Below are 13,660 nucleotides of genomic sequence, written 5' to 3'. Positions count from 1 at the left end.
GGGTAATCTTTCCCTTTTCCACCATTTACAGCACCTCATCAACTTATTAAGCTGGAAAGCGGCCGGTACAGCCAGTCGATCAACATAAGCGGTCCCGGTATTTTCGGAAATAGAATGATCAGCAGGGCAGAGACCCAGCCTATGGCCATCACGGCGACGAGTGCCGCCCGTTCCCGGGTGCTGCCTTCGTTCAGACGAAGCCACTCGAACCTGACGATCAAAGCGGCGATCAGCGATATGCCCGCAATTTTCAGCCAGATCATTGCTTCTTTTCCTCCTGCTGCGTCAACCCGACGGGAATGCTGTTCATGCCGATGCGGCGCAAGTCCGTCTCAACCTCTACCTTGACGGCCATCTGGGGAAAGAAACGATCCCAACGGGGCGCAAGCTTTTTCCATTCGCGGGGATTCCGGCGGTTGATCGCTTCCCCGAATCCAAAAATATCGGTACGCATGCGCTGCGCCTCTTTTACAGTCTGCTCGACCATCTCCCGCATATGTTCAGCCATTGCCGTTTCAAGCTTCCGGGCATGTTGCGGATCGGCCATGGGCAGACGGGTTGTGTTTTGGATCATGCTTAGTTCCGAACCGATGCGAATTTCCATTTGCCATTCCCCTTCCTTACGGGATGGAATCAAGCGGGAGTTCGAGGCGGTGATCACCAGCGTTACGCGGGAGGGAGACCCGCTCCCCACGTTTACGGTTTGGACATCGTTTTTCAATTGATTCATCACCCATTTCGCGGCGAGAAAAGAGTCCCCCGTCATTGTTCCGATCATCCGCCCCTGGTTTAAGACCGCGAACCCCTTAATGTACGGATCCCCGCCATTCTCCCCTCCTTCTTGCGGAACATCTACAAAGGGCAGGATCGCTCCATTCTGATCACCGCTAAAACGCTGAACCAGTTGACTTATCGTCAACGGTTTATGAAAAACGCGCGCGGCTTCGCTCTGCAGAAAGTCGGCTTTCGTCTTTTCCAGTAAATAAGGCGATTCGAAAAAGTCCCGGACCTTTCCGCGCGTGACGAAAGGCATAACCCGCAAGCGGATTTCATTGTCGCGCACCAGATAATCCAGTTGCTCGCGCAACCCGTCCCTCGCGAGCGCTTCCCCGACAACAAGTACTTGCAATTGTCCCCAATAAATCGTACGCGGCAGCATCATTTGCAGCCGGCCCTGCGCATCTGCCGCCGTTTTCCCGGCCGCGGTGCGTATGATCGTTTTTCCGTTCTTTTGCTTTTGGTCCCCGCTTGGCGGCTTGCCGCTTTCTCCCTGCTGCGGAGCGGCGACTTCCAAAGTCAGTTCGATGGTTCCGTCCTCCGCCCGGTCAAAGCCCGCGCTCGTGACGATCGCAAGTCCGTTCACTTCCTCCCTGTCCCAGCAGCCGGTCAAGGACAGAAACGCCGCTCCTGCCAATATAGGCAAAAGCCGTTTGCCGAGCAGAAACATGGCGGATATCGTTTTACTTTTTCGCATATCGCTTCAATGTTCCCCGCCTTTCCCCGGATTCGGCCGCTGCCCCGGCGCAAGGCGCCGGCGGTTTCTTGTTCCTGAAAAGCTCGGACGCGTAAGCATTTTCCACCACGGTACCCGAACCGCCGCATCCTTCATCTCGCTCGCCACAAAGGGCGCGATCGGGGACAAATAAGGCACTCCGTAAGAACGCAGCGTGCACAGATGGATCGCAATGGCGATCAGACCGTACATGACGCCAAGAATGCCGAGCGTCCCTCCGGCCAGGATGAGCAGGAGGCGCAGCAGACGGACAGAGAACTCCAGCGAATAATGCGGAGCCGTAAATCCCGCGATGCCCGTAAAGGCGATGATAATGACGATCGGCGCCGATACGAGGCCGGCGGATACCGCCGCTTCGCCCACAACGAGCGCACCGACGATCGTCACCGCCGAGCCAATTTGCCGCGGGAGACGAAGCCCGGCCTCGCGCAGTACCTCGAACGCCAACTGCATCATCAACACTTCCACGATGGTCGGAAACGGGATTTCCTCCCGCGAGGAAGCGATGCTCATCAACAGTTTGCTCGGAACCATCTCCTGATGGAAAGTCAGCAGCGCGACGTACACCGCCGGAAGCGTCAGCGAAATAAACAGCGTGCAGTAGCGAAGAACGCGCAGCAAGCTTGAGTATAACGAGCGGTTGTAATAGTCGTCCGCCGCCTGCAGCAGTGTAACGAGCGTTACGGGAACGATCAGCACGTCGGGCGTACCATCGACCAGGATGACGATACGGCCTTCAAGCAAGCCGGCCGCGGCGATATCGACCCGTTCCGTAAACTGGTTTTGAGGAAACGGAGAAAACGGATCGTCCTCCGTAAGCTCTTCAATGTATCCGGTTTCCAGCATGCTGTCGATATCGATGCGTTTCAGGCGGTTCTCCACCTCCCGGATTAAGGCCGGCTTCGCAATGCCTTCCAGATAAGCAAGATAAACCTCGGTTTCGGTATAGCGGCCAAACCGGAACGATTTTAACTTCAGCTTGACGCTTTGGACTTTTCGCCGCAGGAGCGACAAATTGGTCGAAATCGATTCGGTAAATCCTTCGCGGGGGCCGCGCAGCGACGGCTCGGTCTGCGGTTCTTCCACCGACCGTTTATCCCATTTGGCGATCTTGAGCAGCAGTGCCCGGTCGCTGTCCTCGAGCAGCAGTAAAGGGTAACCTTTAATCAACTGTCTGACGCATTCGTGGGCATCAGCGACTTCCTCGATCGACCCAACGGGCAAAACCCGGTTTTTGATCGCAGACAAATCCCTGGGTTCCGCATCGGTCATCACCATAAGCGGCTTCAGGACGTTATTGTCGATTTCCAGTCTGTCCGACATATCGGGAATGTACACGAGCTGCGCCGCCAGCTCTCCGCCTATCCGGAAGGAGCGGAACATCACATCGTCGGCTTCGCCCAAAATGGTTTTCAGCGTTTCGATATTCCGGTCAAGCGATGGAACCAGCGCCGTAGCATCGGCTGGGGTGTTTTCTCCGGACTTTTTTGGGGGAAGCGAAGATCGTTTTTTCATTGCGGGCCACCTTACCTATCCTGTCAAGTCAATTCGATCATGATTTACATATGTTTTCCTCTTTCCGTTATTTTCACCAAAAAGTCCAATTTCATTTCCCGGTATTTGGGCTTATGTAAGAAAAACGCCTGACGGCGTCCTTTAGTGGCTCTGAATGGCTCTGACTTCTACGCCAGAGCGATTCCACGTCTTTCATGAGCCGAGGCACCGAGAACTTTGGCCCTTTCCAATCTTTGTACGCTGCTCTAACGGACACCAGCGACCATATCCGCCCATTTCCCGGATATTTCCCAGCCTAACGGACACAGGCGGCCCTATTTCGCTCTAAACCCGTTCATCCATGCCGATTTGAGGTGAATAAGGTCATCTGTGTCCGTTACATTTTGCAAACCTCCGTTTCTCCGCAAATAACGGCTCTGGTGTCCCTTACACCCAGATTCCTCTTCTCCCCCCTCTCTACCTGCGCTTCGCCTTCTACCATGCACAAAATTTAATAAGGTTTAAAAAAAGAACCACCGGAGTAATTCCCTCCGGCGGTTCTTTGATATCACTAGCAGACAAACGATTCTAACGGTTGCCACAACCGCTATTGGTTCTAAAAAAGTTGATTACAAATTCTAACGGTCGCCATGGCGCTTATTTCACTTAAAACCGGCTATTTGTGCCTCGATTAAGGCGGATAACGGCGCTCACAACCGTTAGGATTTAGAAAAGGTCTTTTTTCATTAAATAGCGGCTGCCACAACCGTTAGAGCTCCGGCGGGCCGGGCCCAATTTCGCTGCGAAAACCTAAGCTTTTTCCGGGAAATCCGAAACCGTTAAAACAGCAGCAAATAAATGCCGCCGGCCATCACGGCCACGATCGGAATCGTAATTACCCAAGCGACGACGATCCGCCCGGCCATCGACCAGCGTACGGCGGAGAAGCGCTTCGCCGAACCGACACCCAAAATCGCCGATGTGATGGCGTGCGTCGTACTTACCGGCAGGTGAAACAGCGTGGCGCCGAAAATCACGGATGCGGCGGACATGTCCGCGGCGAAACCGTTAATCGGTTCGATTTTGAAAATTTTCGTTCCCATCGTTTTGATGATTTTCCAGCCGCCGATCGAAGTGCCCAGCGCCATCGCCGTCGCCGCGGCGATTTTGACCCACAGCGGCACTTCCATGTGATCCTGGAACTTCGCCGTAACCAGGGCAAAGGTAATGATCCCCATCGCCTTCTGCGCGTCGTTGGTGCCGTGCGTGAAGCTTTGCAGCGCCGCCGTAACGATTTGCATCGAGCGGAAGCCTTTATTCACCGTATGCGGGCTGCGGTGCGCAAAAATCCACTTCAAAATCAGCATGACGATATAGCCGATCGCAAAAGCGATCAGCGGGGAAAAAACCAGCCCTTCGACAATCGTCCGAAAACCGCTCCAGTTCAGCTTGTCCGGCCCCCCGCCGACATACACCGCGCCGGCCAAAGCGCCGATCAGGGCGTGGGAAGAAGACGAAGGAATGCCAAACCACCAGGTAATCAGGTTCCATATAATCGCCGCCAGCAGCGTCGCAATCAGAACCTCAAGGCCATTGTCCAGCGATGCCGGATCCGCCACGCTGCCCCCTATAGTTTTGGCGACACCGGTGAACATGATTGCTCCGAGGAAGTTCATAACCGCCGCCATCAAAATCGCCGTGCGCGGCTTGAGCGCCCGCGTGGACACCGATGTCGCAATCGCGTTCGCCGTGTCGTGGAAACCGTTGATGAAGTCAAATCCGAGCGCCAGTATGATAACGATGATAATGATCAGTAAACTCGTATCCATATCTATTCTTTTGCACAGATCGTTTATCTATATGTGTAACCCGCGCAATTCCACCCTCCCGAATATCAAGTGTTAAGCGAAGTTCTCAAGAATTACGCATGATGATGGATTCCAGCATGTTGGCTACCTTCTCGCAGGCATCCGTCGTCGTTTCCAGACGCTCGTAAATTTCCTTCTTCTTGATCAGTTCGATCGGGTCCGTCACCTTCAGGAACAGCTCGTTGATGCAAATCCGCAACAGCTCGTCCCCCTGGTTCTCGAGGTCGTTCAAGCGGATCGTGTATTCGCGGATCGCGAGAAGTTTTTTCTGGGAAAGCAAATGAACCGCTTTTTGGATCTCGTATGCCGAAATACGCAAGATTTCCGCAAAGCGGGCGATGTATTCGTCCGGCTGGGAGAGGTGGTACATGAAGAACCGGGATGTCGACGCCTCCAAACCGTCTATGACATCGTCCAGCGCCGTGATGAGGTTCATGATGTCGTCACGTTCGATCGGGGTGATAAACGTTTTGTTCAACTCGACGATAATGGTATGTGTGTATTCATCGCATTTGGATTCGAATTCCTTCATCTTTTTGGCGAACTGTTCCACGTCCTTGAACTCCGCTACCTGCTGGGCGAAATAATCCGCCGAATGCACGATCGTGTCCGCCATGTTTTCTAACGTCTGGAAAAAGATGTCCTTCTTCTTCACTCGCATCAGTATCCCCTTTTCTCTGCATGAGGTATTTCTATCGGACTGCGCTTTTACACGGTTTTAACACAGCCCTGATTATCTTAACACAATCGGTCGAAAGATGGTTAATAATGTCGCAAACATTTCATGACCTTTAGCTTAAAGTTGCCTGAATAAGCCAGAAATATCCTTTATCCTCCTCAAAAATACAGACTTCCCCAGTGCGTCCGCCTGCTATTCCACGGCAACATGGCTGTCGAAATCCGGCGAAACGGGCACGACATGAATAAACGTATTGCCGGGAACAAATGGCAGCTCTTGATTGTCCACAATGAAGCGAATGATGTCGCCCTTTTTATGTATCCATTCTGCACGGATCATTTTGCCCTTTTCGAAAACGATCGCGTCTCCGCCCAGCTCCAAACCGACGTCCAGGCGCCCCACATCATCCAGCACCCGGTGTTCGGCGCCCAGAACTGCGACATTGGCGACCGTCAGCTGTTCACCGGTCTCCAGATCAGTGTGCGGTTCGCCATTAATGAAACGTTTATATCGTCCGCTCGCCGCGTCATATTCATAACTCACCCGGTAATTGTCCAGTTGAAACTTGATCTCTACCCGGTTTGCCGCCTGTCCGGAAACAGGTTCTTCTCCTTCGCGGTAAAACGTATACCCCGGCGCGTTCGTATCTTCGGTGGCAAACCCGCGTTTCTCCGTCCCTTCGAGCAATTTTTCCGGATTCGAGTACAGGTTGTGCGGCGCCTTCCGGGACTTGTCCCGCCAGAAGTAAGCCCCCGCGTTCGTAATCTCGTCGAGATCCTCTTTATGCTGCCGCTGCAAAATAGCGAACGCATCGTTGCTCGCCCCCGCGTGGACCAATACGCCGTGATGGCTTTCCCCCAGCTCGATCATGTACGGGCGAATGCTGCGGATCGGGCCGATTTTGGCGCTGTCCGCCTTGCTTTGGTAAATCGTCACCAAGCGGGTTACCCCGCCTTCGGCCAGCACTTCATACACCAGATCGGCGTCCATCAGGCCAGACTGGGGGCGTGCGGCCGGCGCATTGTTGATCATGACCGCCAGCGGGCGGCGGGTTACCGGCGCTTCAGCCGGCAAGCCTGTAAGCGGAGCCGTATAAGCGGGTACCTCCGGTTGGGGCGGCTCCGTCTCCTCCGGTGCTGTTTCGGGAGGAGCGATAACCTCCCGGGTGGCCGCCTCCTTCACTCCTCCGCAGCCGGAGATAAGCAGCAGAAAAACCGACAAGATCAGTAGTATTCCAAATTTAGATCGTATTAAGTTCATCGTACCTCCGTCATCCCATGCGTTTTTTTACATTATACGTCGAATTAAAGCGCTTGGTAAACGCCAAGGATCACATCTTAATTTTGAAAAATGATAATTTTAGATTTTCATATTTTCAGCTAACCTGTACAATAGACATGTCCCTTGAAAGCTAATTGAAAAGAAGAGGAGAGTGAATTATGATCGTTTCTTGGTTACGCGGCAGCGTGTCAGCCTCCTGGCTGCTCCTGCTTATCCGGCTTTACGTCGGGTACCAGTGGCTAACGTCCGGATGGGGTAAAGTGACGGGAGGATTCGACGCCGCCGGCTTCCTGAACGGCGCCATCGAGAAAAGCACGGGAGAACATCCCGCCGTTCAGGGATGGTGGGCAGCCTTCCTTGAGCATTTCGCCTTGCCCAATGTCGGATTATTTAACGTACTTATACCTTATGGGGAAATGCTTGTCGGAATCGGGCTTATTCTGGGGACATTCACCTGGGCCGCCGCGTTTTTCGGCATGGTGATGAATTTCGCCTTCTTATTTTCCGGGACGGTCAGTACGAATCCGCTGTTGCTTCTGCTTGAAATCTTCATCGTCGTTGCCGGAGCCAATGCCGGATGCATCGGTCTGGATCGCTACATACTTCCTTTTTTCCGAAGATCCTTCGGCCGCAGTTAGGCGAATAACAACAAAAGCGCAGCAACCGTACGAATCGGTTCTGCGCTTTTTAATTATGTTCTATCGGTCTTCATCCCTCGGCGCCGAACCTCCAGCAATTGAGGCTTAAGCAGCCATACTGGTAGTCCTGGAACAGCTTGACGGCCTGCCGGTCGTCATCGGCGGCGCCCATCGCATAGAGCAGCGGCACAAAATGCTCCCTGCCGTAGGGAGGAATGGCGTTTCGGACATGGGGGGCCTTTTTGTCGTAATCGAACAGCATACGCAAATTCCAGTCCTGAAGCTGCTCCCCAATCCAGGCGTCAAATTCGACAGCCCAGGGGAACGGCTCGCTCTCCTCGTCTCCGACCATGCGCAAATTGTGGACCAAACCGCCGCTGCCGATGATGAGAACGTTTTGCCGCCGAAGTTCGGTCAGCATTTTGCCGATCGCATACTGCTCCTCAGGCGAGCGCTTGGAATCGACGGACAACGCCACCACCGGGATGTTACCTTCCGGAAATAGCGCGCGCAGCACTACCCACGCCCCATGATCCAGCCCTCTCCCTTCGGAAAGCCGATATTGCAGATTGTGGGCATGAAACATAGCGCCGATCTCTTCACTGAGCTCCGGATCACCCGGGGCGGGGTAGCGAATTTGGTACATTTCCTCGGGAAAACCGTAAAAATCATGCAGCGTTTCATGTCTGCGATCCGTCGTCAGCCATTGATCGGGCGAATCCCAATGTGCGGAGAAGATAACAACGGCTCTGGGCGGCTTTAGCGCCGCTTGCCCCAGTTGCCGGAGAAAGCTCGTATACGCATTTTGCTCGATTGCCAGAGTCGGCGATCCATGTGCGATAAACAATGCAGGTTGAGTCATCGCTCTCAAACCTCCCTGCGCCAAATTGGTGATATCTATCTTCATTGTATCCCTACAGGAAGTTATTTACCAGTTCGGCATGATTTTATCGCCACATCACCTCGCCATCGCCCGCTCCAACGCTCGAAACTTAGATCATCCAGTGCTGCCAATCCGTCTGGATCGCCTCCAGGCTGTCAAGCCACTCCTTCGTTTTGTCGATGAGCTGGGCTTGATGTTCCCCGGAAGAATACGTATGGTTGGCCTGAAAAATAATCTCCTTGTCGCAGCGTCCTTCCGCACGCATCCAAAACACCTTCTGGTACAAAAAAGCATAATCGACCGGAACCGTATCGTCCGAAGTTCCGTGCACCACCAGCACATTTCCGGGAAATTTGAGCGCTTCCTGATAGGGCTGCGACGAACCCAGCGAATCGAAAAACTGCGGCGTCAAACCGTAGCCAAGGTAATCGGCGGACCCGTGTTTGACGGCCTCGTCATATACCTCACGCCCGGTAATCTTTACGATATCATTAAAAGGATATCCGACGGAGGACCATAGGACGAGATTTTTGATGCGGCGGTCCCTAACGGCGGCCAGCAGCGCAACGGTCCCGCCCAGGCTGTGCCCGATCAACGTGACCCGCTGCGGATCGATATCAAAGGATTCGAGGCCGTAATCCAGCACGGAGCGGGTTTGGGCGATCAGGGAATCAACGTCCTGTTCCCCGTAGCTCCCGCTGCTTTCGCCGCAGCCGACGTAATCAAACCGGACTACGAGAAATCCAGCCGCCGCAAGCACTCTGGCCGCTTTGAGAAACAGCCGGTCCACGCCGATCCGGTTGCCGACAAAGCCGTGGCAAATCAAGACCAGCGGAGCGCGCTGGCACCGCCCTTCCCGTTTGTTTTCCGACGGATAATGGATATTCGCCGCAATTTCTTCTGTCCCATATTTGATCGTAATTTGTCTTTCCATACAACCGCCTCCCGCCCGTGGATATCCGAAATTGTTTATCCATTAAATTCCGATAAGTTTAATGTGTTTTATGAAACTTATCTTATCACCGGCCGGAAAACGTGTCAATCAGGCTCACTGGTTATTCATAAGATTGCCTAAAATAGGCATGGGTTTGCACTCGTCCTTCCCACTCTTTCATGAACTGCTGATTGCCTAAGCGCTCTTCATCGCCGCAATCGTCCCCGCACAGAAAATCCGCGTTTTCTTCCGAGTTGGCCTCGTTCGAAGCCACCTCTTCCAAACTGCCCCGAGCGCTTTCGTTAAGCAAATACCTCCGGGTCAGCTCCGAATCATATTTTCCCACTGTATCCGCCTCCCGATCAAAAGATGACTTTTTGAACTACTTCTTTTAAAGTAGTTTTTGGAGGGATGGGGCGTTTTTATACCTTGTTCACCAAATGTCCATCATTCCCTGGTCCGCCCTACTCCCTCCTGAGGACTCTTGCGGAACGGACAAATTTTGCAGTATACTACGAAAGAAAATTAGTAATTTTTTGGCAGAGTGTCGTATGTTCGAGAGTGACTTGTACGGATCTGGGAGGAGAGATACTTTCATGTACATCCATGAAATGATCGGAGAGACCAAAAAATTAAGGCAGCAGATGACAGCAGAGAACGAAAGTTATTTCGGGGAAATGGTGATGTATTTCCGCTCCGGAGCCAGTTCGCTGACCGAAGCCAAAGGGGAGGAAATTTTGCTTAGCCTGGCCCGGCAAATTGTCAAAAATCAGGACAAAGGCGTGTCCGCCATGGATCTGTTTGGCGGTGATCCCAAGGCTTATTGCGCTGAGCTGGCGGACGATGTCCTGACGGGCACACCCCGCAGCCTGAAAGATAAAATCATCTATTATACGATGATTCCCTGGGTCGCTCTAACCTGGGTTTTCTTTATTTATATGATCACTGGCTTTTTCAGCAAATGGTTTGGCGGAGAGCTGGAATACACGCTGATCAGCAGTTCGTCGCTGATCATCATCGCCGGGTTGGCGATTGTGCTGGTCGAACTGGTCACGCGCTTTCTCGGCCCCGGCCGCACACGGGCCGGAGGTTCCCCCGAACCCGCGGAATCCCCGGAGCCTTCGGGTCCCCGCCGGTTTGATCTGAAGGCGCTGGGCATATACATCGGCGGCGCGGTGCTGCTCATCGCTTTGGGAACGCTGCTCAACCGGATAATGCCGGCATTCACCGTATCCCCTTGGAACAGCCTGATCATTTTTGTGATCGGCCTGGCTGGGCAAATCGTTTTGCTGCGGGTGCGCTCCAAAGCGTGATTGAAAAGGGGCCATAAGCAGCCCTATGGCTGCTTATGGCCCCGCTTTATATTTACTCGTTGGTCTTTGATTCCTCAGAGGAGTGCACAGGCGTTGGAGCTTTCACCTTGTCGATGACAATAATTCCGTCGTACTGCTCCTTCGGGGTAAAGCGCATGACGTTCGGCAGCACCTGCTCCGTGGTCATGCCGTCCTCAGAAGCGTAGATCGGCCGGAACATCCAGGCATTCTGCCCATTCTTCACTTTATGCCGGCTCAAATCAATAAAGGAATTGGCGTAACCGCTTTGCATGATCAGGTGCTCCAGGCTTCCTTTTGTCGCCGGCTGGATGGTGAATGGCTTGCCCGAAGTAATCGTTACCGATGAACCGCGATTCATGTAGAGCCCGATCACATACATTTTATCCCCGAGCTTCCGGTGCATCAGTTCACCCATGCTCGTAAAGCTGTTCGTCCACTTGCCGTCTTGCTTGACCCGCATTTTCGAGGTGTTTTTGGCCAGATGGTCATTGTGGGCCCACAAAATCACCTTTTTCCCCGGATACAACGTCTGCATCACCCATTCTAGATTTTCCGTCATCAACTCATCCCGGGAAGAATACATATCCTTCACATCCTTCAATCCGCTCTCAAGAAAGGCGACATGGTCGCTTAAAGATTTCAGGATGATTGCGTCAAAATGCGGCTGGCTGGGATAAAAAACTTTCAACTTGGCATTTAATTCGTCACGGTGCTGCTCAACATACTTGATCACCTCTTGATACTGAGGCAGATATTTGTCGACAACGGCCTGCAGTTCCTTTTTGTATGCCGGATCCTTGCTGAAAGGAGCGTCCGGGAACTTATTAAGAACCTTATAAGCATCCGGGATCGCTTGATATTCCATTTGCACGAAGGCCTTTCCCTTCTCGGAGTCCAGCTTGCCGATCGCCGCCCCTATAAACTGGGTCAAAAAGTAGTCCGTAAATTGATTGTCATATCCCGCCAAATACAGCGGTTTGTCGCCCTTTCCCTGCTCTTTGATATAATTAAACAACTCCAGCGTTTCCTTGGAATGCCAGATTGGAAGGAGCGACGCGCCCATCATCTCCTCCGGGGTAAGGGAATCCCGGTTTTCGTATACGGCCGCCGCGTCTCCCATCCCCGATTCAAAAGCGATCACGTCAAAGTCCATCTCTTCATGCAAAAACTTGATCAGCCTTGTTTTTATGCTGCTGTATTCGGCCACCTGGTGAAAATTTTCCCCGAGGCTGACGACGGTTTTGTCCTTTAACAGCGGCTTTAAAAAGGCCAGATCGCTATAATCCTCGGACTCTAGCGACTTCAACTGATGGGCGTTTTGCCGCAGCCATTCCTTTTGGCTTCCGGAGGCCGCCGCCGCAGCGCTTGTGGCTGACGGCAACATGGAACAGACTACTGCTAAAGATAACACGGCTCCGGCCAGTTTATTTAATCCCTTTTTCATCATTATCTTATCTCCCTAATTGGTTCTATTATATTTCCATTCTCTTGCTCAACAAATAAATCGTGGCATAGAACATCAACCCCGCAAACACCGCTTCAAACAAGAACTGGGCAATGCTCAGAAACTGAATGCCGCCCGTTGCCACCGTAAGCGCATCATTCGTGCTCCCGCGGAAAATACCAAGGCTTAAATCGGATGAGTCGCTGTTCCCGAACAACAGGCTTTCCAGCCAGCTCATCACGTTAATGATCACGAAGAAAGAGACGATGCCGATCCAGGTTCCCGCTTTTCCCCGTATGCTGATGCTCGCGCCGATGGTGATCGCTGTGAAAATGGTCAATACCAGCACGGTATATCCCCACGCCGCCGCCAAAGCGATTAGGAGCCAATCCTTCGCGCTTGCCTGCCCAAAAGTCAGATCGTACGAAATCCCCTTGAAATGGAGATATAACAAGGCGTGGGTAAACATAACAGCTACGAACACAGCCGCCGTAACCAGGCCGAGCAGCAGCGATGACAGCACCGTCCAGGCTGGATGGACCGGCAGCAGTCTACGGTTGTACGCCTTGATATTGGCCTCAAAGGTTTTGCATACAAGCACCAGCATGATAATGCCCGCCGACACGTACAAAATGATGTTGAAAGCTATAATCAGCCCGTCGTCCCAGCCCTTGACATTGCCGACGATCGACAACACGGCCTGCACAATCACCAGAATCGCCGCCATCCCCAAAAAGGTATTGGCATTCCGTTTCAAGTCATATTTCAGCAGTTTCATCATTCCGCAAACACCTCTTTAAACATGTCGTCTACGCTTTTACCATATTTGATCCGCAAGTTTTCGACTTCCTCCTGCAGCACGATCTCCCCGTCACGGATAAACAGCACCTCATCAAAGATCCGCTCGATGTCCCGCACCAAATGCGTAGAAACGATCAAGCTGCTGTCCTCGCTGTAAAACTCCACGATCGCATCCAAAATTTTGGCCCGCGCTAGCGGGTCTACGCCTCCAATCGGTTCATCCAGCAAATACAGCTTGGCGTTCCGCGACAGCGTTAGCGTAAGCTGCAGCCGCTCATTCATCCCTTTGGATAGCGAGCTGATTTTATCCCCTTCATTCAGCTGCATAAACTTCAGCATCGCCCGGGCCTTCTCTTCGTCAAAATCGCTGTAAAAATCCCGGTAAAACCCTACCGCGTCACGCACCTTCATCCATGACTCCGTCAGCGGCCGGTCCGGCATAAAAGCGACGAGCGACTTGGTCGCCAGTCCCACCGGCGTGCCGTCTACCGTCACCTGTCCGTTAGAAGCCGGTATCAAACCGGCGACAATCTTCATCAACGTGCTTTTGCCGCTGCCGTTCGTACCGAGCAGGCCGACGATTTTCCCCTTGCCGATGCCAAAGGAAACGCCGCGCAGCGCTTTTTTGCTGCCATAAGACTTGGACACGCCTTTCAGCTCCAATAGTTGGTCCGTCTGAACTGTCTGACCTTTCCAATCTATTTGATCCATTCTATCGCTTCTATCCATATGATCTATCTTATCCTTCTGATTCTTCTGATTCTTCTGATCCATCCGATCCATCGTCCTCC

Annotated in this window: 14 protein-coding genes; 2 read left to right on the top strand and 12 right to left on the bottom strand. The window is 52.8% G+C overall.

Going from position 1 to position 13,660, the window contains the following annotated elements; translation table 11 throughout:
• Nucleotides 1–38: 38 nt before the first annotated feature.
• The 6 genes from ACLD72_RS15410 to ACLD72_RS15385 all read right to left on the bottom strand — a co-directional run bounded on the left by ACLD72_RS15410 (nucleotide 39) and on the right by ACLD72_RS15385 (nucleotide 6,814).
• Nucleotides 39–263 carry a hypothetical protein gene (locus ACLD72_RS15410; protein WP_410996604.1) on the bottom strand — a complete coding sequence of 75 codons (225 nt, stop codon included), beginning with the start codon at nucleotides 261–263 and terminating at the stop codon, nucleotides 39–41.
• Complete coding sequence (locus tag ACLD72_RS15405; protein WP_410996602.1) at nucleotides 260–1,474, bottom strand: Ger(x)C family spore germination protein; 1,215 nt, start codon at nucleotides 1,472–1,474, stop codon at nucleotides 260–262. The genes ACLD72_RS15410 and ACLD72_RS15405 overlap by 4 nt, the downstream gene beginning before the upstream one ends.
• Nucleotides 1,475–1,480: 6 nt before the next feature.
• Nucleotides 1,481–3,028: a spore germination protein gene (locus ACLD72_RS15400; RefSeq protein WP_410996600.1), complete on the bottom strand. Its 1,548-nt coding sequence runs from the start codon at nucleotides 3,026–3,028 to the stop codon at nucleotides 1,481–1,483.
• Between the two features lie 818 nt (nucleotides 3,029–3,846).
• Nucleotides 3,847–4,836 carry an anion permease gene (locus tag ACLD72_RS15395; RefSeq protein WP_410996598.1) on the bottom strand — a complete coding sequence of 330 codons (990 nt, stop codon included), beginning with the start codon at nucleotides 4,834–4,836 and terminating at the stop codon, nucleotides 3,847–3,849.
• 85 nt (nucleotides 4,837–4,921) lie between these two features.
• Entirely contained in the window at nucleotides 4,922–5,536 is a 615-nt protein-coding gene (locus ACLD72_RS15390) for a DUF47 domain-containing protein (protein ID WP_251595669.1), read from the bottom strand.
• A 210-nt stretch (nucleotides 5,537–5,746) separates the two neighbouring features.
• Nucleotides 5,747–6,814: a DUF3048 domain-containing protein gene (locus ACLD72_RS15385; RefSeq protein ID WP_410996596.1), complete on the bottom strand. Its 1,068-nt coding sequence runs from the start codon at nucleotides 6,812–6,814 to the stop codon at nucleotides 5,747–5,749.
• A 179-nt stretch (nucleotides 6,815–6,993) separates the two neighbouring features.
• Here ACLD72_RS15385 and ACLD72_RS15380 point away from each other — a divergent pair, with 179 nt between their 5' ends.
• A complete protein-coding gene (locus tag ACLD72_RS15380; protein WP_410996594.1) occupies nucleotides 6,994–7,473 on the top strand; it encodes a DoxX family protein in 480 nt (159 codons plus the stop codon).
• 70 nt (nucleotides 7,474–7,543) lie between these two features.
• Here the strand turns inward: ACLD72_RS15380 and ACLD72_RS15375 are convergent, their stop codons facing one another.
• The 3 genes from ACLD72_RS15375 to ACLD72_RS15365 form a co-directional block, all read right to left on the bottom strand.
• The gene (locus ACLD72_RS15375; RefSeq protein ID WP_410996592.1) at nucleotides 7,544–8,335 is read right to left on the bottom strand and encodes a DODA-type extradiol aromatic ring-opening family dioxygenase; all 792 of its coding nucleotides are present in this window, start codon (nucleotides 8,333–8,335) and stop codon (nucleotides 7,544–7,546) included.
• Nucleotides 8,336–8,465: 130 nt separating this feature from the next.
• Nucleotides 8,466–9,290, bottom strand: coding sequence for an alpha/beta hydrolase family protein (locus ACLD72_RS15370; RefSeq protein ID WP_410996590.1), 825 nt, complete (start codon nucleotides 9,288–9,290; stop codon nucleotides 8,466–8,468).
• Between the two features lie 121 nt (nucleotides 9,291–9,411).
• Complete coding sequence (locus ACLD72_RS15365; RefSeq protein WP_251595674.1) at nucleotides 9,412–9,636, bottom strand: hypothetical protein; 225 nt, start codon at nucleotides 9,634–9,636, stop codon at nucleotides 9,412–9,414.
• A 250-nt stretch (nucleotides 9,637–9,886) separates the two neighbouring features.
• Here ACLD72_RS15365 and ACLD72_RS15360 point away from each other — a divergent pair, with 250 nt between their 5' ends.
• Nucleotides 9,887–10,603, top strand: a complete 717-nt coding sequence (locus ACLD72_RS15360) for a DUF1129 family protein (protein ID WP_410996588.1) — start codon at nucleotides 9,887–9,889, stop codon at nucleotides 10,601–10,603.
• 52 nt (nucleotides 10,604–10,655) lie between these two features.
• Here ACLD72_RS15360 and ACLD72_RS15355 read toward each other — a convergent pair whose 3' ends face one another.
• From ACLD72_RS15355 to ACLD72_RS15345, 3 genes are read right to left on the bottom strand one after another with little or no spacing between them, the layout of a single operon-like run.
• Nucleotides 10,656–12,068 (bottom strand): erythromycin esterase family protein, encoded by a 1,413-nt coding sequence (locus ACLD72_RS15355; protein ID WP_458475882.1) that lies wholly within the window; start codon nucleotides 12,066–12,068, stop codon nucleotides 10,656–10,658.
• 28 nt (nucleotides 12,069–12,096) lie between these two features.
• Nucleotides 12,097–12,849 carry a hypothetical protein gene (locus ACLD72_RS15350; RefSeq protein WP_410996584.1) on the bottom strand — a complete coding sequence of 251 codons (753 nt, stop codon included), beginning with the start codon at nucleotides 12,847–12,849 and terminating at the stop codon, nucleotides 12,097–12,099.
• Nucleotides 12,846–13,580, bottom strand: coding sequence for an ABC transporter ATP-binding protein (locus ACLD72_RS15345; RefSeq protein ID WP_410996924.1), 735 nt, complete (start codon nucleotides 13,578–13,580; stop codon nucleotides 12,846–12,848). The genes ACLD72_RS15350 and ACLD72_RS15345 overlap by 4 nt, the downstream gene beginning before the upstream one ends.
• Between the last annotated feature and the right edge of the window lie 80 nt (nucleotides 13,581–13,660).

Source organism: Paenibacillus lacisediminis (assembly GCF_046567315.2).
The sequence above is the reverse complement of the archived record's forward strand: the minus strand, read 5'-3'. Positions and strand labels throughout refer to the sequence as shown.